Source organism: Collinsella aerofaciens (assembly GCF_001404695.1).
Classification (GTDB): Bacteria; Actinomycetota; Coriobacteriia; order Coriobacteriales; family Coriobacteriaceae; genus Collinsella; species Collinsella aerofaciens_E.
Genome location: NZ_CZAQ01000017.1, coordinates 27607 through 46032 on the forward strand (window position 1 = coordinate 27607; position 18426 = coordinate 46032).

At 58.9% G+C, this 18426-nt stretch carries 17 protein-coding genes; all 17 read left to right on the plus strand.

What is annotated here, in order from left to right:
• Window positions 1-43: 43 nt before the first annotated feature.
• The 17 genes from AQ996_RS05715 (at window position 44) to AQ996_RS05795 (ending at window position 18294) form a co-directional block, all read left to right on the plus strand.
• Complete coding sequence (locus AQ996_RS05715; RefSeq protein WP_055251828.1) at window positions 44-1021, plus strand: acetylxylan esterase; 978 nt, start codon at window positions 44-46, stop codon at window positions 1019-1021.
• A complete protein-coding gene (locus AQ996_RS05720) occupies window positions 1014-1865 on the plus strand; it encodes an acetylxylan esterase (protein WP_055251829.1) in 852 nt (283 codons plus the stop codon). Before AQ996_RS05715 ends, AQ996_RS05720 begins: the two co-directional genes overlap by 8 nt.
• Window positions 1866-1933: 68 nt before the next feature.
• Window positions 1934-2854: a dihydrodipicolinate synthase family protein gene (locus AQ996_RS05725; protein WP_055251831.1), complete on the plus strand. Its 921-nt coding sequence runs from the start codon at window positions 1934-1936 to the stop codon at window positions 2852-2854.
• Window positions 2855-3026: 172 nt separating this feature from the next.
• Entirely contained in the window at window positions 3027-3992 is a 966-nt protein-coding gene (locus AQ996_RS05730) for an ROK family protein (RefSeq protein WP_006236155.1), read from the plus strand.
• A 140-nt stretch (window positions 3993-4132) separates the two neighbouring features.
• Window positions 4133-4819 carry an N-acetylmannosamine-6-phosphate 2-epimerase gene (locus tag AQ996_RS05735; protein ID WP_022094877.1) on the plus strand — a complete coding sequence of 229 codons (687 nt, stop codon included), beginning with the start codon at window positions 4133-4135 and terminating at the stop codon, window positions 4817-4819.
• Between the two features lie 98 nt (window positions 4820-4917).
• Window positions 4918-5838 (plus strand): RNase adapter RapZ, encoded by a 921-nt coding sequence (gene rapZ, locus AQ996_RS05740; RefSeq protein ID WP_055251833.1) that lies wholly within the window; start codon window positions 4918-4920, stop codon window positions 5836-5838.
• A 6-nt stretch (window positions 5839-5844) separates the two neighbouring features.
• The gene (whiA, locus tag AQ996_RS05745) at window positions 5845-6774 is read left to right on the plus strand and encodes a DNA-binding protein WhiA (protein ID WP_055251835.1); all 930 of its coding nucleotides are present in this window, start codon (window positions 5845-5847) and stop codon (window positions 6772-6774) included.
• Window positions 6775-6967: 193 nt separating this feature from the next.
• The gene (gap, locus tag AQ996_RS05750) at window positions 6968-7993 is read left to right on the plus strand and encodes a type I glyceraldehyde-3-phosphate dehydrogenase (RefSeq protein WP_022094880.1); all 1026 of its coding nucleotides are present in this window, start codon (window positions 6968-6970) and stop codon (window positions 7991-7993) included.
• Window positions 7994-8133: 140 nt separating this feature from the next.
• Window positions 8134-9324, plus strand: coding sequence for a phosphoglycerate kinase (locus AQ996_RS05755; protein WP_006236149.1), 1191 nt, complete (start codon window positions 8134-8136; stop codon window positions 9322-9324).
• Entirely contained in the window at window positions 9317-10084 is a 768-nt protein-coding gene (gene tpiA / locus AQ996_RS05760; RefSeq protein WP_022094882.1) for a triose-phosphate isomerase, read from the plus strand. Before AQ996_RS05755 ends, tpiA begins: the two co-directional genes overlap by 8 nt.
• 5 nt (window positions 10085-10089) lie before the next feature.
• Complete coding sequence (gene gpmI / locus AQ996_RS05765; protein ID WP_055251837.1) at window positions 10090-11643, plus strand: 2,3-bisphosphoglycerate-independent phosphoglycerate mutase; 1554 nt, start codon at window positions 10090-10092, stop codon at window positions 11641-11643.
• A gap of 158 nt (window positions 11644-11801) precedes the next feature.
• Window positions 11802-12056 carry a preprotein translocase subunit SecG gene (secG, locus tag AQ996_RS05770; RefSeq protein WP_006236144.1) on the plus strand — a complete coding sequence of 85 codons (255 nt, stop codon included), beginning with the start codon at window positions 11802-11804 and terminating at the stop codon, window positions 12054-12056.
• Between the two features lie 294 nt (window positions 12057-12350).
• Window positions 12351-14027, plus strand: a complete 1677-nt coding sequence (locus AQ996_RS05775) for a peptide ABC transporter substrate-binding protein (RefSeq protein WP_040359996.1) — start codon at window positions 12351-12353, stop codon at window positions 14025-14027.
• A gap of 156 nt (window positions 14028-14183) precedes the next feature.
• Window positions 14184-15221 (plus strand): ABC transporter permease, encoded by a 1038-nt coding sequence (locus AQ996_RS05780; RefSeq protein ID WP_006236142.1) that lies wholly within the window; start codon window positions 14184-14186, stop codon window positions 15219-15221.
• A 14-nt stretch (window positions 15222-15235) separates the two neighbouring features.
• Window positions 15236-16171: an ABC transporter permease gene (locus AQ996_RS05785; protein ID WP_006236141.1), complete on the plus strand. Its 936-nt coding sequence runs from the start codon at window positions 15236-15238 to the stop codon at window positions 16169-16171.
• 2 nt (window positions 16172-16173) lie between these two features.
• Window positions 16174-17265: an ABC transporter ATP-binding protein gene (locus AQ996_RS05790; protein WP_055251840.1), complete on the plus strand. Its 1092-nt coding sequence runs from the start codon at window positions 16174-16176 to the stop codon at window positions 17263-17265.
• The gene (locus tag AQ996_RS05795; RefSeq protein WP_006236139.1) at window positions 17266-18294 is read left to right on the plus strand and encodes an ABC transporter ATP-binding protein; all 1029 of its coding nucleotides are present in this window, start codon (window positions 17266-17268) and stop codon (window positions 18292-18294) included.
• Window positions 18295-18426: the final 132 nt, after the last annotated feature.

Here is an 18426-nt window from a genome sequence, read left to right on the forward strand (position 1 = left end):
GGCGCACCTCCGTTGCGATTTCGAAAGGTTGGGTTCACGAGCCATGCCAAGTGCTCAGGAGCTACAACAGCAATTTGGTGAATATCGAGGCGCTATGCCCCGCCCATCGGATTTCGATCTCTTTTGGAAGGACCGCATGGCCGAGGCCGACGCCGTCGAGCTCGACTACGCGATTGAGGCGGCTTCGGTTGCGGATTCCGCAACCTGTCGGTTTTTCGACCTCTGGTATACCGGCATGTGTGGCGCACGCCTGCATGCTAAGTACCTTAAACCCGTCTCGGATGAGCCCGTGCCATTGGTACTTCAGTTCCATGGATATCCGGGTGCAAGCCGCAGCTGGTTTGAGCAGGCGTCGTTTGCGGGCATGGGCATGGCGCTCATCGCCCTCGACTGCCCCGGTCAAGGAGGTCCCTCCGAGGACATTGGTGGATTTGAGGGCACAACGGTCGCGGGCCATATCGTCGCCGGTATCGACGGCGACCCGGCCAACCTCTACTATGTCCGCTTGCACCAAGATATTCGCATCCTGTGCCGCATCGTTCGCGAGCTTGAGGGCATCGATCTTGCCCGTGTGTTTGTGAACGGCGCGTCGCAGGGCGGCGGTTTGGGCATTGCGACCTGTGCGCTTAACGGCGAGCTTATCAATCGCGCCGCCATCCTCTATCCCTTCCTGTCGGATTTCCGCCTGGTCTGGGATTTGGACGCCGACGATATTGCCTACGAGGGTCTGCGCTATTGGTCGCGTTGGTTTGACGAGGACTCGACTCGTATCGAGGAAGCCTATGCCAAGCTGGCGTACTTCGATTCCAAGAATTTTGCCCCCATGGTCAAGTGCCCCGTGCTGTTTGGCACGGGCACGGCCGATACCGTCTGTCCGCCGGCAACGCAGTTTGCGGTGTACAACAACCTGTCCTGCGATAAGCGTCATGAGTTCTTTGAGGGCTTTGGCCACGAGGAGATTCAGGATTTTGACGATCTGATCATTCCGTTTTTCTGTGAGGGAGGGGAGGCTCATGTCTAAGTGCGAGAGCAATGTTGACGAGCTGATAGTCCCCGGGCTCGTGGGAATTCCCGGAACGGTTTCATCAAGGCTCGCAGAATATCGGGACTGGCACGGCGATGTCCAAGCAGATGTTTCTGATTTAGAGACATGCGCTTCGAATCTTGAGATTCAAGGCCAGGCCATTACGGCGATTGACTTTGTTAACCCCTGCGCTCGTTACTCGGAGATTTCCTTTGAGCTCGGTGACGATGCGGTCCACGCTCGCTTGATTGAGCCTGTTGGTCGTGCCCGAGTATCTAAGCGCGTGCCGCTGTGCCTGATGTTCCACGACATCGATCGGCCTGTGCGCGGCTGGCATCACATGACGAGATTTGCCGCCATGGGGTATGCCGTCCTCGCGCTGGACGATGAGACTATTGGATCCAACGATCTGCAGCAGGGGATTACCTCGCCTGCTTTTGTCGAGCGTGTCCGTTGGGGCTGCGCGTTGGCGAAGGTTGCGCGCAACCTTGATGGCATGGATCCCGACCGCATCTTTGCATGGGGCGAGGGCCTTGGCGGCGGTGTCGCGCTGGCGGTTTCTGCTCTGGATGAGCGGGGCCTTGCCTGCACGGCGCTTGCCAATCCGCTTCCCAGCGGTCTCGAGACGCTGTCGCCTCGGGTTCGTGGCTCGGTGCTCATGGGCACATCGCTCATGGATACCGTGAGTGATCCCAAGGGTCAGTTTGCCGTATTCAACGGTCTTGAGTGTGACCGGAGGCATATCATCTATGCCAAATACGCTCACGAGCGCATCAATGCGTTCGAAAACGAAGTCGTCGACTTCTTTAACCAAACGTTCTATCCGTGTTCTTTGGCCTAGACGGCCTGGACACTGCCAACAAGAGTGGGTGGCATAGGGCCGCCCGCCAGACAACTAAGGAGATTCTTGTGGCAACTCAGAAATTCACCGGCGTTATCCCTCCCGTCGTTGTTCCCGATACCGAAGACCACCAGCTCGACGTTGCCTCCTTTGAGCGCAGCATCAACCGCATGATCGACGCCGGCGTCGATGGCCTGTTCTTCTTGGGCTCTTCGGGTGAGGTCGTTTTCTCCACCGACGAGCGTCGTCGCCAGATCATCGCCGAGGCCGTCCGCATCGTCGACCACCGCGTGCCCGTCTTGGTCGGCATCATCGATACCGAGACCGAGCGCATGATCGAGCACGGCAAGGTCGCTCAGGAGCTGGGCGCCGATGCGCTCGTCGCCACCTGCCCGTTCTATGCCCTGCAGGGCATGACCGAGGTTGAGGAGCATTTCCGCATCCTGCACGAGGAGCTCGACCTGCCCATCTTCGCCTATGACATTCCCGTGTGCGTTCACACCAAGCTCCCCTGGAAGCTCCTTGCTAAGCTCGGCGCCGAGGGCGTCCTGGCTGGCGTCAAGGATTCCTCGGGCGATGACATCTCGTTCCGCTACCTCATTCAGGAGAACGAGAAGAACGGCCATCCGATGAGCATCCTTACCGGCCATGAGGTCGTCGTCGACGGTGCCTATCTCGGTGGCGCCGACGGTTCCGTCCCGGGCCTCGCCAACGTTGAGCCCGAGGGCTACGTTCGTCAGTGGAAGGCCGCTCAGGCTGGTGACTGGGCTACCGTCAAGGCCGAGCAGGATCGCCTCAATGAGATTTCGCACATCTGGGATGTCACCTCGGGCGTCCAGGGCTATGCCGGTGGCGTCGGCGCCTTCAAGACCGCTATGAACCTCATGGGCATCTTCGACAGCCCGACCATGCCGCGCCCGGTGAAGGCCATGACCGGTGAAAACGTCGAGGCGATTCGCAAGGTCCTCCAGGACAACGGTCTCCTTTAAAGCTTTCCCAGGCACCCGACCTCGCCGTTCAACCGTGCGGCCATGACCCATTAGGTCAATGGCCGCACGGTTTCTCGGCGATCTCGGGCACCTGGAAAACCTTTACCGCGCTGTGACGGCTAGCCTGACGGCGCATTTCCTGTAGTTGTTTTTGTCTCCGAAGGAGAACAACATGGAGAACAAGTACGTCTGCTCTGTCGATATCGGCGGAACTAAGATCGCGACTGCCATCATGGAGTACCCGGCTGACGGCGGTGTGCCCCATCCCGTTTTTGAGGCTGAGGTTCCCACCGAGGCCCAGGAGGGTGGCGAAGCGGTCTTCCAGCGCATCGAGGCGTCTATCAAGGCAGCTCTTGAAGCAAATCCCGATGTCGAGGTCCTCGGAGTTGGCATCGGCGCTGCCGGTGTCGTCGACCCCAAGACGGGCGCCATCGCGTATGCCAATGAGATTATGCCCGGCTGGTCCGGCGTTCAGTTGGGGCCGCGCCTGCGCGAGGACCTCGGCCTTCCCGTTGCCGTTGTAGGCGACGTGCAGGCTCATGCTCTGGGCGAGGCCCACTGGGGCGTCGGTAAGGGCAAGTTCTCCGTCTTGTGTTTGGGCATCGGTACGGGCATCGGCGGCGCATATGTCGAGAACGGCCGCGTGATGCAGGGCTTCCATGGTGCTGCCGGCCATATGGGCCACATCGAGTGCTCGGCTGCCGCCGGCATTCCCTGCGCCTGCGGGCGTTCCGGCCATCTGGAGTCGGTTGCTTCGGGCACTTCCATTGGTCGTATGTACGATGAGCGTTTTGGCCGCGTCGACCCCAGCCGTCCTTCGGTCGGCCGTGACGTGAACGACCTGTGCCGTGCGGGCGACGCAAAGGCGACCGAGGTCATCCATGACGCCGGCTTTGCGCTGGGTGCCAGCTTGGGCTCGCTCGCTAACATCCTGGACCCCGAGGTCATCGTGCTTTCGGGCGGCGTGATTCACCAAGGTCCCGATTGGCGTTCACAGACGTGGAAGGACTCGGTGCACGAGGGCTATGCCAGCCAGGCGCTCGACCCGCTTCAGGACACGCCGATCCTCATCGGCTCTCTGGAGGGCGACGCGCCGCTCATCGGTGCCGCCGAACACCTTCTTGCATCGTTGAAGTAAACATAACTACCAAGTGCGCCTTCTGAGGTGCCGCAGATTGACGTGAAAGAGGAGCGAAGCGTACTTCGGTACGCGAGCGACGGTTTGAACGTCAAGGTGCGGTGTCTCAGAAGGCTGTTTTGAGAAAGGTTGAGTCGAACATGACCGTTGATCCTTTGATCCAGTCCCTGAAGGGTAAGCTCGTCGTGAGCGTTCAGGCGTATATGGGCGAGCCGCTTCGTACGCCCGAGACCATGGCTCAAATGTCCCGCGCTTGCGAGCTTGGCGGCGCCGCCGCCATTCGCTGCCAGGGCCTTGCCGACATTGCCGCCATTAAGGGCCGCTGTGAGGTTCCTGTTATCGGCCTGTGGAAGGATGGGCACGAGGGCGTTTACATCACGCCGACGCTGCGTCACGCTCGCGCCTGCGTTGCTGCCGGTGCCGATATCGTGGCGATCGACGCCACCGATCGTCCGCGCCCCGATGGTAAGACGGTCGAGGATACCTTCCGCCCGCTGCACGAGGAGGGTGTGCTCCTGATGGCCGATTGTGCCACCATCGAGGACATTCGCCGTGCTGTTGATATGGGCTTTGACCTGGTATCCACCACGCTTTCTCACGGCGTCGCCGCCATCGACTGCACCATGGCCGATGGTCCCGACCTGCCGCTCCTGCGTCAGGCGACCGAGGAATTCCCCGGCCTTCCCATCATTTGCGAGGGTCGCGTACATACGCCCGAAGAGGCTCGCGCTGCAATCGACGCCGGCGCGTGGGCCGTTGTCGTCGGCACCGCCATTACGCACCCTACGAGTATTACAAGTTGGTTCAAGGCTGCGCTTGAGGCGTAAGACGGGCCTCTTATCCGCTTGGGGCGGTATACTCAATAAAGGCAATTGATCGCGCGGGATCCGCTGGCCGGGTCCCGCGCTTATTTTAGGAGGCACACATGCAAAAGGGAGATGCCATGGATGCGGCGGAGCGCTCGGAGCGTATCCCCGATATCGTTATCATCACCGGAATGTCCGGCTCGGGCCGAACGCAAGCCATGCATGTGTTTGAGGACATGGGCTATTTTTGTATCGACAACCTGCCCCCACGCCTGATTGCCCAGCTTGCAGAGCTCGTTGGCATCAATACGGGCGTGGGCAGGCACCTTGCCGTTACCTGCGACCTGCGTAGCCAGGGCTTGTTCGATGAACTGCTCGATGCTGTTGCCGCACTGGAAGAGCGCGAGATGAGCTGCGACATCGTGTTTCTCGAGGCGTCTGACGAGGTGCTGATTCGCCGGTATAGCGAAAACCGTCGCCGCCATCCCATTGCAAAGCCGGGGGAGACCACGGCCGACGCTATTCAGCGTGAACGTCTGCAGCTGAAGGGCGTTCGCGATCGAGCGGATATGATTATCGACACGAGCCGCTTGCGCACTTCTGCCTTACGTAACAAGCTTCGCATGGCTTTTTCCGAGCTGTCCGACCAGCAGCTTATGGACGTCCACGTGTTCTCGTTTGGCTTTAAGCATGGCATGCCCGTCGAGGCGGATATCATGATCGATGTGCGCTTCTTGCCCAATCCTTTCTACGATCCCGAGATGCGTACCATGACCGGTCTCGATAAGAAGGTCTCCGATTTTGTCTTGGACCACCCTAAGACCCAGGAGTTTTGGAAGGCCTGGACACAGTTGCTCGATACGGTCATGCCGGGTTATATCGCAGAGGGCAAGCCGCAGCTTTCCATTGCCATCGGCTGCACGGGCGGACAGCACCGTAGCGTCGCCATTGCCGAGGCCACGGCCCGCTACCTGGAGGGTGCTCAGTATCATGTGAGCATCTCCCATCGTGACCTGTCGCGTGCCAACACGAAGGCATAGGTTTACATGTCGTTTACCGCTGAGGTGCGTGACGAGCTTGCGCGCTGCGAACCAGAATGCGAATACTGCGATTTGTCGACGCTTGCTGCGCTCACGCGTGTGAGCGGCACGCTTTCGTTGGCGGGCTCGGGACGGTACCGCTTGACGGTCGCGACCGAGACGGGTGCTGTGGCGCGCACGATGATTGCGCTGACGCATCGCATTCTTAAGCTCAAGACCGAATTCACGGTTCGTAAGTCGGTCCTGCACAAGGTGCGAAACTACCTCATCACCTTGCCCGATCAGCCCGATTTGGATAAGGCTCTGGTGCTGCTGGGCATTCTCGACCGTAGGGGAGGGCTCGTCGCGGGTGTGCCGCGCCACATCGTTGCCCGTCCTTGCTGCAGGCTCGCCTATATTCGCGGTGCGCTGATTGCCGGAGGCTTTGTTGCCGACCCGCGTGGCGATTTTCATTTGGAGATCGCGGTTCAGGGCGAGGAGTATGCAAAGGGACTTTGCGATCTTCTGGAGCAGATTGGAGTTCACGCCCGCGTCAATGCGCGTCGCGGCTCGTATGCCGTGTACATCAAGAGTGCCGAGGAGATTAAACGTCTGTTACAGCTGATTGGCGCCAAGCGCAGCGTTGCCGAGATTGAAGAGGCCCGCGCAGTCAAGCTGGTGAAGAACGACGTGAATCGTCGCGTGAACGCAGAGCTTGCCAACCAGACCAGAAGTGCCGGTGCCGCTCAACATCAGCTTGCGCTCATCGACGAGCTTGATCGGCGCGGTTTGCGTGAAACGCTGCCGGACGCTCTGGCAGTCTTTTGTGACTTACGCGAGCGTTACCCCGATCTCTCGCTGCGAGATTTGGGGGAAATGGCCGACCCTCCTTTGTCGAAGTCGGCCTTGTATCACCGCGTTTTGCGCCTTGAAAAGCTCATTGAAGCAAGCAGGTAGTTTAACGCAATAGCTTTTATGGTGGTTGAACTGCTGTTTTATACGTTAAAGCGTTTTAACGCAAATTTGATTTTCAATTTCGAGCATTCTCGTGAAATTCAAGTCAAAAAAAAGGTATATTAGGCGAGTGGTTAGTTTGTGGGCCTCAACGGCGGGCGCTGTAGCTTGCGGGGGCCTTACGAAAGGAGACACAATGGCAGTAAAGGTTGCTATTAACGGCTTCGGTCGCATCGGTCGTCTGGCCTTCCGTCAGATGTTCGGTCATGAGGGCTCCGAGATCGTCGCTATCAACGACCTCACCTCTCCCGATATGCTCGCTTACCTGCTGAAGTACGACTCCACGCAGGGCAACTATGCTCGCGATCACGAGGTCGTCGCTGGTGAGGATTCCATCACCGTTGACGGCAAGGAGATCAAGATCTACAAGGAGGCCGACGCCAACAACCTGCCTTGGGGCGACCTCGACGTCGACGTCGTTCTCGAGTGCACCGGCTTCTACACCAGCAAGGCTAAGGCTCAGGCCCACATCAACGCTGGCGCCAAGAAGGTCGTCATCTCCGCTCCGGCCGGCAGCGATCTGCCCACCATCGTGTACAACGTCAACCATGAGACGCTGACCGCTGAGGACAACATCATCTCCGCTGCTTCCTGCACCACCAACTGCCTCGCCCCGATGGCCAAGGGTCTGAACGACTTCGCTCCCATCGTGTCCGGCATCATGACCACCATTCACGCCTGGACTGGCGACCAGATGCCGCTCGACGGCCCGCAGCGCAAGGGCAACAAGCGTCGTAGCCGCGCCTGCGCCGTTAACATCGTCCCCAACACCACCGGTGCTGCCAAGGCTATCGGCCTGGTTCTCCCCGAGCTCAACGGTAAGCTCATCGGTGCCGCCCAGCGCGTCCCGACGCCGACCGGCTCCATCACCAACCTCTACGCTGTCGTTGACAAGAAGGTCACCGTCGACGAGGTCAACGCCGCTATGAAGGCCTACGCTGCCACCATCTCCGAGACCTTCGGTTACAACGAGGACGACATCGTCTCCACCGATATCATCGGCGAGACCCACGGCTCCATCTTCGACGCCACTCAGACCATGTGCTCTGACCTCGGCAACGGCCAGACCCTCGTTCAGGTCACCTCTTGGTACGACAACGAGAACTCCTACACCTCTCAGATGGTCCGCACCATCAAGTACTTCGAGAAGTTCGTTGCTTAATTTAGCTTTTAGCGAATAGCTCGTTGAGCGTCTAAAGAAGGGCGCGGCCTCATAGGGCTTACACCCTAGGGTCGCGCCCTTTTTATAGGAAATCGTCTGCCGTAATGGGAGGCAGACACGTACGAAAGGTAGAAGCAAACATGGCCTTTACCAAGAAGACCGTCCGCGACATCGATGTCGACGGCAAGCGCGTTCTCGTCCGCGTTGACTTCAACGTGCCTATCAAGGATGGCGTCGTTGGCGACACCACCCGCATCAAGGCAGCCCTGCCCACTATCAACTACCTCGTTGAGCACAACGCTCGCGTCATCCTCATGAGCCACCTCGGCCGTCCCGAGGGTACTGGCTTCCAGCCCGAGCTCTCCCTCGAGCCTGTCGCCAAGAAGCTCGCCGAGCTCTCTGGCCTTGACGTTGCTTTTGTTGCTGACACGTATGGTGAGAAGGCCGCCGAGGCCGTTGCCGCCGTCGAGCCGGGCAAGGTCCTCGTTCTCGAGAACGTCCGTTTCGACAAGCGTGAGAAGAAGAACGATCCCGAGATCGCCAAGAAGCTCGCTTCCTATGGTGACGTCTTCGTTCTCGATGCCTTCGGCACCGCCCACCGCGCCCAGGGTTCCGTCGTGGGCCCCGCCGCTTACCTGCCTGCCGTCGCTGGCTTCCTGCTCGAGAAGGAGGTCGACACGCTGACCGGCATCTTCGCCGAGCCCGAGCGCCCCTTCGTCGCTATCGTCGGCGGTTCCAAGGTTTCCTCCAAGATCGGCGTTCTCGATCACCTCATCGACTCTGCTGACACCCTGATCATCGGTGGCGGCATGGCCTACACCTTCTTCCTGGCTCAGGGCCTGTCCGTCGGTCAGTCCCTCAAGGAAGAGGACTGGGTCGAGCGCGCCGGCGAGATGCTCAAGAAGGCCGAGGAGAAGGGCGTCAAGATCCTGCTCCCCATCGACAACCGCGTTGCTGATCACTTTGGCGAGGACGCTGTCCCCGAGGTTGTCGCTTCCGACGCTATCCCCGACGACCGTGAGGGTATGGACATCGGCCCCAAGACCGAGGAGCTCTACGCCGAGGCTGTCAAGGGTGCCAAGACCGTGTTCTGGAATGGCCCCATGGGCGTCTTCGAGTTCGATAACTTCGCTCACGGCACCCAGGCTATCGCCGAGGCTGTCGCCGAGGCTGATTGCACCTCGATCATCGGTGGTGGCGACTCTGTCGCAGCCGTCAACAAGTTCAACCTGGCCGACAAGATGAGCTGGATCTCTACCGGTGGTGGCGCTTCCATGGAGCTCGTCGAGGGTAAGGCCCTGCCCGGAGTGGAGGCGCTTCTCGATGCCTAATCGCACCCTTCTTATTGCTGGTAACTGGAAGATGAACAACGACGTCGCCGAGGCCGCCAAGCTCGCCGACGAGCTGGCTCAGGCTCTGCCCGAGGTTCCGGCTGGCGTCGAGGTGCTCGTCTGCCCTCCGACCATCGACATCACCACGGTTCATGACCGTATTCAGGCTGCCCCCATCGCCCTCGGTGCACAGAACGTGTACTGGGAGGCCAAGGGTGCCTTCACCGGTGAGTCTTCTTGCGACATGCTCAAGTCCGCTGGCTGCACCTACTGCATCATCGGTCACTCCGAGCGTCGTGATTACTTCCACGAGACCGACGAGGATCAGAACAAGAAGGCCAAGGCCCTCGTTGCCGCCGGACTTGTTCCCGTCTTCTGCTGCGGTGAGTCCCTTGAGGTCCGCGAGGCCGGCACCTATGTCGAGCACGTCGTGAACCAGGTCAAGGCTGGTCTTGCTGGTCTTGAGATCACCTGCCCCAAGCAGGTCGTCGTCGCCTACGAGCCCATTTGGGCCATCGGCACCGGCAAGACCGCTACCGCCGAGGACGCTCAGGAGGTCTGCGGCGCTATCCGTGAGACCCTCAAGGAGATGTTCGGCGAGGAGCTCGCCAACGGCATCCGCGTTCTCTACGGCGGTTCCGCTAAGCCCGGCAACATTGCTGAGCTCGTCGCCAAGCCCGACGTTGACGGCGCCCTCGTGGGCGGCGCTTCGCTCAAGGCTGCCGACTTTGCCTCTATGGTCGTCAAGGCAGGCGAGTAGGACATATGGCACAGCGTCATCTTCCTGCACTCCTGATCATCATGGATGGTTGCGGCCTTGCTCCGGCCGATGGCGAGAACGCCGTCGCCGCTGCCAAGACGCCCTTCCTTGATAGCCTGTACGAGAAGTACCCCCACACCACGCTCGGTGCTTCGGGCGAGGACGTGGGCCTTCCCGATGGCCAGATGGGCAACTCCGAGGTGGGTCACCTCAACATCGGTGCCGGCCGCATCGTGTTCCAGGAGCTTTCGCGCATCAACAATGCCATCAAGGACGGCTCCATCGCCAAGAACGAGGTTTTCGTTAAGGCTATGGACGATGTCAAGGCTGACGGCAAGACCCTTCATCTCATGGGCCTTATGAGCCCTGGCGGTGTTCATTCTCATATGAGCCACGTCGAGGCTCTGGTCAAGATGGCTGCCGAGCACGGTGTCAAGACCGTTCGCGTCCACGCCTTCATGGATGGTCGCGACGTTGACCCGCAGTCCGGTGCCGGTTACATGAGTGAGTTCTGCGCCTTCCTGGCTAAGATCTCCGAGGAGACCGGTTGCGACGCTCGCGTTGCCACCGTCTCGGGCCGTTATTGGGCCATGGACCGCGACAACCGTTGGGAGCGCATCCAGCGCGCCTACGACGTCATGGTCAACGCATCCGATGCCGATACCGACCCTGTTGCCGGTATCAAGGCCTACTACGAGAAGGATCCGCGCGGCGACGAGTTCGTCGAGCCCTTCGCTGCCCACAATGAGGGCATCCACGAGGGCGACGCGGCCATCTTCTTCAACTTCCGTCCCGACCGCGCTCGTCAGATGACTCGCGTGTTCACGGACAAGGAGTTCGACGGCTTTGAGCGCGAGCAGATCAAGCTTTCGCACTTTGTGACGATGACCGAGTACGACCCGACGTTTGACGTCGAGGTCGCCTTCCCCAAGACGTTCCCCGAGAACGTCCTGGCCGACGTTATCGCCGCCAATGGCCTGAAGCAGCTGCACACCGCCGAGACCGAGAAGTACGCCCACGTGACGTTCTTCCTCAACGGCGGCATCGAGGAGCCCAAGGAGGGCGAGGAGCGCGTGCTCGTCGCTTCTCCCAAGGTCGCTACCTACGACCTGCAACCTGAGATGAGCGCTCCCGAGGTTACCGAGAAGCTTGTCGCTGCCATCAACGAGGATCGCGCTGATTTCTACATCGTGAACTTCGCAAACTGCGACATGGTTGGTCACACCGGTGTCTTCGACGCTGCCGTTAAGGCCGTCGAGGCTGTTGACGATGCCCTGTCCAAGGTTGTCCCGGCGATTCTCGCTAAGGGCGGCTTTGCGCTGATTACCGCCGATCACGGCAACGCCGATCACATGTTTGACGTTGCTTCCGACGGTTCCAAGCATCCGTTCACGGCTCACACCACCAACCGCGTGCCGTTCATCATCGTTGATGAGAAGGCACAGCTCACCGGTATCGAGGACGGCCGTCTTTCCGATATCGCTCCGACCATGCTCACCATGGCTGGTATTGAGCCTTCCGCCGAGATGACGGGTCGCGTACTCGCCACCGAGGCCTAATAGAAAACAAATACCGTTTTCTAGTAAGGGGGTTGTCCACAACCGGACAACCCTCTTTTTTGCGCTATTTCTACCTCGTCACCAAATGGCTGATGGGGGAGTGCTGGGGGTTGTGGTACAGTACTGGAGTTTGAATTGTTCTATTAAGGAGCTTATCTATGGGTCCGTTCCAGATTCTTCTGTTTGTCGTTTGGGCTGTCTCTGCCGTGGCGCTGACGATTCTCGTCCTGATGCATTCCGGTAAGGGCACCGGCGTTTCGGATATGATCGCTAGCTCGCTGTATAACTCCAGCTCTGCCACGGGCGTCATGGAGCAGAACCTCGATCGCCTGACGGTAATTATGGCCGTCGTTTTTGCCGTGTGTGTCGTCCTGTGCATGTTCTTCTTCCCGCAGGGTATCGTCGGCTACTAAGCACGAGCCACATAAATACTTGAAAAGGGTTCTGCAAGTGCGGGACCCTTTTTGTTTACATATTTGTAACAGAGCCAAAATATCCCCACATACTTCGCCCAACTAAAGAAATTCTCGACCGTTGACGGGAATTAGCCCCAAATCGTGTATAAAATGCGCTAATGTATTGCGAAACGTTGGTTCGTTGTGCATATCCAGCCATAGCAACGGGCGGCGTTTTGATGGTTCGGATCGGATTGTCTCGACATGTGTCCGACTGAACATTTCTTTGTCCTATCTCATAAGGAGGATGGCATGGCTGATTCTATGTTCCACCAGCCCGTTATGGGTCGTCGCGCCTTTGTCGGCGGTACCCTTGCTGCGAGCTCCATGGCTTTTCTTGCCGCATGCGGCAAGAAGGGCGGCGACGCTTCCGGTTCTGAGTCCGGTTCGAAGCTGAACTTCTACATCAACAACCCGGTCTGCATCGACCCCTACAATGTCCAGGAGGACCAGGGCACTCAGGTCGAGTACCAGCTCTTTGATGCTCTGACCTCTTATGACGCCGAGAAGGGCGAGATCGTTCCGCTGGCTTGCGAGTCCTTCGAGGCCAACGACGACGCCACCGAGTTCACCTTCAAGATCAAGAAGGCCAAGTTCCACAACGGTGACGACGTTACCTCCAAGTCCTTCAAGCTCGGTTGGGAGCGTCTGGTCAACACCAAGTCGGCTGTCGCTACCGAGTACGGCCCTTCCGAGGTCTCCTATCACCTCTCCATGGTCGAGGGCTATGACGATCTGCTTGCCGGTAACGCTACCGAGCTCAGCGGTGTTACCTGCCCCGACGATGAGACCCTCGTCGTCAAGCTGGCTTCCGCTTACGCCGACTTCCCCTTCGTCGCCTCTCACCCGGCTCTGGCCCCGGTTCCCGAGTGCGCCGAGTCCGATGTCAAGAGCTTCTACCTCGCCCCGGTCGGTAACGGCCCGTTCATGATGGACGGCAAGTGGGAGGATGGCCAGGAGATCAACGTCAAGAAGTTCGACGATTACTATGGCGACAAGGCCAAGATCGATGGCATCCACTTCCAGGTCATCAAGGACATGGAGACCGCCTACAAGGAGTTCCAGGCCGGTAACCTCGATGTCTGCGACGTTCCCGTCGCTCAGATCGACGCCGCCAAGAAGGATCGCGGCGTGTCCAAGGACGGCTACACCATGGGTGACGGCGAGCGCATGCTGCTCGGCGCCGAGCCTTCCACGTACTATCTGACCTGCAACACCACGGCCGAGCCGTTCAGCAACGCCGACCTGCGCAGGGGTATCTCCCTGGCCATCAACCGTGAGGCCATCTGCAAGACCATCTTCAAGGGTACCCGTACTCCTGCCGACGGCATTGTTCCTCCGGGCATCGATGGCTACAAGGAGGGCGCATGGGAGTTCTGCGCCTACGATGTCGACAAGGCTAACGAGTACCTCGACAAGGTTGCTCCCGCTGGCGCTAACGGGGATCGTGGCATTAGCGTGACCCTGTCCTACAACCAGGACGGCGGTCACAAGGAGATCATGGAGTCCATCATCGGTGACCTCGCCAAGGTTGGCGTTACCGCTGTCTCCGATACCCCTGAGTGGTCTGCCCTGCTCGAGCAGTATCAGAACTTTAACTATCAGTTCGGTCGTCTGGGTTGGATTGCCGACTACCCGATCATGGACAACTTCCTGTATCCGCTGTTCCACTCCGACTCCCTCGGTGGCGACAACCGCTCCGGTTACAACAACCCCGAGTTCGACGCCAAGGTCGACGAGGCTCGTACTATTGTTGACGACGAGGAGCGCGTCGCTAAGATGCAGGAGGCCGACGCAATGGTCGCTGCCGACTGCCCGGTCATCCCGATTATGTTCTACACGCACACCATCGCCGGCTCCGATCGCATTAAGCACCTCTATGTCGATCCGCAGAAGCACGCCGATCTGGGTACCGCTGAGCTCGCCTAAGAGTTTGCAGCTTCCGTGAGGGTCAAGTATTTACGTAGACCTCATGGGAAACATACAGTTCTCCCTAACCTGGGGTAAACTGGCTGATGGTAATTTTGGGATGCCGGTCTGGCGATCGGCATCCCATTTAGGTTAATCCCTAGATAGGGGAGTGGTATGGGTAAGTACATCGTTAAACGTGTGCTTCAGTTCATCCCGGTGTTTTTGGGCGTTACGCTGATTCTGTTCGCCCTCCAGAATATCGTGCCGGGAGATCCGATCAAGCTGATCGGTGGAGACAAGGCTCTGTCCCCCGAGGTGGAGCTTCAGCTTCGCGTTCGCTATCACCTGGTCCAGACGGACGATGACGGCAACGCGATCCTTGACGAGAACGGCGACCCCGTTCAAACGTCGCTCGTGGACCGTTACTTGTATTACATGAACGGCCTGCTTCATGGCGATCTGGGCAATTCGTATCAGCGCAAGCTGCCGGTTACGGAAATCTTTGCCCAGAAGTATCCGTATACGGTCAAACTTGCCGCGTGCGCCATCGTGCTCGAGGCAATTATGGGTATCGGTGCGGGTATCATTTCGGCGGTAAAGCGTTATTCCTTCTGGGATATTTTGGTAACGCTCACCACGTCGATCCTCGTTGCGGTCCCGGCCTTCTGGCTCGGTATGTTGCTGCAGCTGTTCTTTGGCGTCATCCTCAAGGACGCCACGGGCGGTGCAATCTCCATGCCGATCTCGGGTGCCGGCGGTTCCAGCTCTCAGTATCAGGATTGGATGCACTATGTGCTTCCGACCATTACGCTGGCTTCGGTTTCGACCGCTTATGCTGCGCGCATTATGCGCTCGCAGCTGCTTGACGTCATGAACCAGGATTACATCCGTACGGCAAAGGCCAAGGGTCTCTCCAATCGTGCGATCATCGTCAAGCATGCGCTTAAGAATGCACTCATCCCCGTCGTTACCTATATTGGTGTCGACTTTGGCGGCATGCTTTCGGGCGCCATCCTGACCGAGACGGTCTTCAACTGGCCCGGTATCGGCTATGAGGTCTATCGCGCCATTAGCATGCGTGACTGGCCCATCGTTATGGGCGGCGTTACGCTCATCGTTGTCGTCGTCATGGTGATCAACCTGCTCGTCGACATTAGCTATGCATTCCTCGACCCGCGCATCCGCCTTGGCGGTCCGTCGGATAAGGCCTAAGGGAGGTACGTCTCATGCAGGAAACTGATTCTCAGTCTCAGGAGCAGGCTACCGCCACCAAGGTCGCATCTGCTCCCGCCAAGTCCCGCACGCTGTGGGGCGACGCTTTTAAGCGTCTTCGTAAGAACAAGCTCGCCGTTATCGGTGTCTGCTGGATCATCATCGTCGTTGTGGTTGCCCTGACCGCAGATCTGTGGGCTAAGCCCTGGCTCGGTTCGCCGACGGCTTCCGATTCGACCACCATGGCCGAGACATCGCTACTGGCTCCGTGTGCCGAGCACCCGTTTGGCACCGATGCCCTCGGTCGCGACATTCTCGTCCGCGTTATCTACGGTGCACGCGTTTCGCTTTCTGTCGGTATCATGGCCACCGCCATCTCCACATTGATCGGCCTGGTCATGGGCGCCCTGGCCGGTTTCTACGGCGGCATTTGGGATACGATCATCATGCGCTGTGCGGACATCTTCCTGGCGTTCCCGTACGTGCTGTTCGTTGTCGCCATGATCGCCGTTATCGGCCGTGGTCTTCAGAACGTCTTTATCGCCATCGGCATTCTTGGCTGGCCTTCGATTGCGCGCGTCTTCCGCTCTGCAATCTTGACGGTCAAGGAAAACGACTATGTTGATGCAGCGCGCGCGATGGGTGCATCTGATGCTCGTATCGTCGTGCGTCACATCTTCCCGAACTCCGTCGCCTCCATCGTGGTCTACGCGACCATGAACATTGGTGGCGCCATTCTGACCGAGTCCGCTCTGTCCTTCCTCGGCATGGGCGTTATTCCGCCTACGCCTTCGTGGGGCTCCATGATTCAGGACGGTCAGCAGTATCTTCTGACCGCTCCCTGGATGATGATCATGCCCGGTCTGGCAATTCTCTCGACGGTGCTCGCCTTCACCCTGCTGGGTGACGGTCTGCGCGACGCCCTCGACGTCAAGATGAAGGACGCATAAGGATGAAGAAGAACAAGAACTATGTGGACCTGAAGGACCAGCCGGTTCCTGAGGGCCAGCATCTGCTCGAGGTCGATGACCTTAAGATGTATTTCCACACCGAGGATGGCGTTGTTCGCGCTGTCGACGGTGTCTCCTACACGCTCGATCGCGGCGAAACCCTGGGCGTCGTCGGTGAGTCCGGCTCCGGTAAGTCCGTGACCGCCATGACCATCATGGGCCTCATCTCGATGCCTCCGGGAAAGATCGAGGGCGGTGACGTTCGCTATCGCGGCCGCTCCATCCTCGAAATGACCGAGGAAGAGATGCAGCACATTCGCGGCAACGATATCGCGATGATCTTCCAGGATCCTATGACCTCCTTGAACCCGGTCTATAAGATCGGCAGGCAGGTGGGCGAGGGTCTTCGTCTGCACCGTGGCTACTCCAAGCAGGAGGCGCTCAAGCGTGCCACCGAGCTTTTGGACCTCGTGGGTATCCCCGAGCCCGAGAAGCGCGTCAATGAGTATCCGCACCAGTTCTCTGGCGGTATGCGTCAGCGAGTCATGATTGCCATGGCCCTTGCCTGCGATCCCGATATTCTGATTGCCGACGAGCCCACGACTGCCCTGGACGTTACCATCCAGGCTCAGATTATCGAGCTCATGCAGGAGATGCAGGAGAAGAACGGCAACGCCATCATCATGATTACCCATGACCTGGGTGTTGTCGCCGATATGGCCGATAAGATCATGGTTATGTACGCCGGCCGCCCCGTTGAGTTCGGTACTGCTGAGGAAATCTTCTACGAGAGCCGCCACCCCTACACCTGGGGTCTTATCCGCTCCATCCCGGAGCAGGCAATCGAAGAGAAGAAGCCGCTGACGCCGATTCACGGCAACCCGCCTTCGCTCATGAACCTGCCTGAGGGCTGCGTCTTCTCTCCTCGTTGCCCCTACGCGACGGACAAGTGCCGCAAGCAGCGCCCTGAGCGCGTTGTCACCGAGTCCGGTCACTATTCTGCGTGCCACTATTCCGGTGACCCCGAGTTCCTCAAGAACGCTCCTGAGACGTCCCGTACGCGCAAGGATTCCAAGAAGGGAGGCGAGGCGTAAATGGCAGACAATAACGAGCGCACTCCACTGCTGAAGGTCGAGCACCTCTCCAAGGAGTTTCCCGCAGAGTCCGGCATGTTCGCCAAGCGTTTTTCCAAGCGCGTCGTCTCTGCTGTAAACGACATCTCTTTTGAGATTTATCCTGGCGAGACCTTTGGTCTGGTTGGCGAGTCTGGTTGCGGTAAATCCACCACGGGCCGCACTATCATGCGTCTGACCAAGCCGACCGCCGGCAAGGTGTTCTTCCAGGGCAAAGATGTTGCCGAGATGAGCAAGCATGAGATCAAGGACATGCGTCGTGAGATGCAGTTTATCTTCCAGGATCCTTATGCTTCGCTCAACCCTCGTATGACCATCGGTGAGATTGTCTCCGAGCCCATGACCATTCATGGTGTGGGTACCAAGGAGGAGCGCATTGAGCGCGTCCGTGAGCTTCTCGACGTCGTTGGACTGAACCCCGAGCACATCAACCGCTATCCGCATGAGTTCTCGGGCGGCCAGCGTCAGCGTGTCGGTATTGCCCGCGCTTTTGCGCTGAAGCCCAAGCTGATTATCTGTGACGAGCCGGTATCCGCTCTGGATGTGTCCATTCAGGCCCAGGTTCTGAACCTGCTCAAGGAACTGCAGGACAAGTTCGGTACCGCGTATCTGTTTATCGCACACGACCTGTCCGTCGTACAGCACATCTCCGATCGCGTTGCCGTTATGTATCTGGGTAAGATGGTCGAGGTTTCGGACTGGAAGACGCTCTATAGCGAGCCTCACCATCCGTACACGCAGTCGCTGCTGTCTGCCGTGCCGGTTCCCGATCCTGATATCCAGAAGACCCGCAAGCGCATCATCCTCGCTGGCGATCCGCCGTCGCCGCTGGATCCGCCGACCGGCTGCCGTTTCCACACGCGTTGCCCGATCGCGCAGGGTATCTGCTCCGAGAAGCTCCCCGAGTTTAAGGAAGTTGCACCGGGTCACTGCTGCGCCTGCCACTTCGCCGAGCCGTTCCCGATCAAGGAATCGCACATCGACCTGTAGTCGGTTGTTCTCGTCCGGGCCCGCCCTGGTGTTTCTTTTCAGAACGTCCTCGGACATGAAAGAACCCCCGCTGCGCACTGAACTGCCTCCCATTTCTTGGACACAAGAAATGGGAGGCCTTTTTATGGCTGG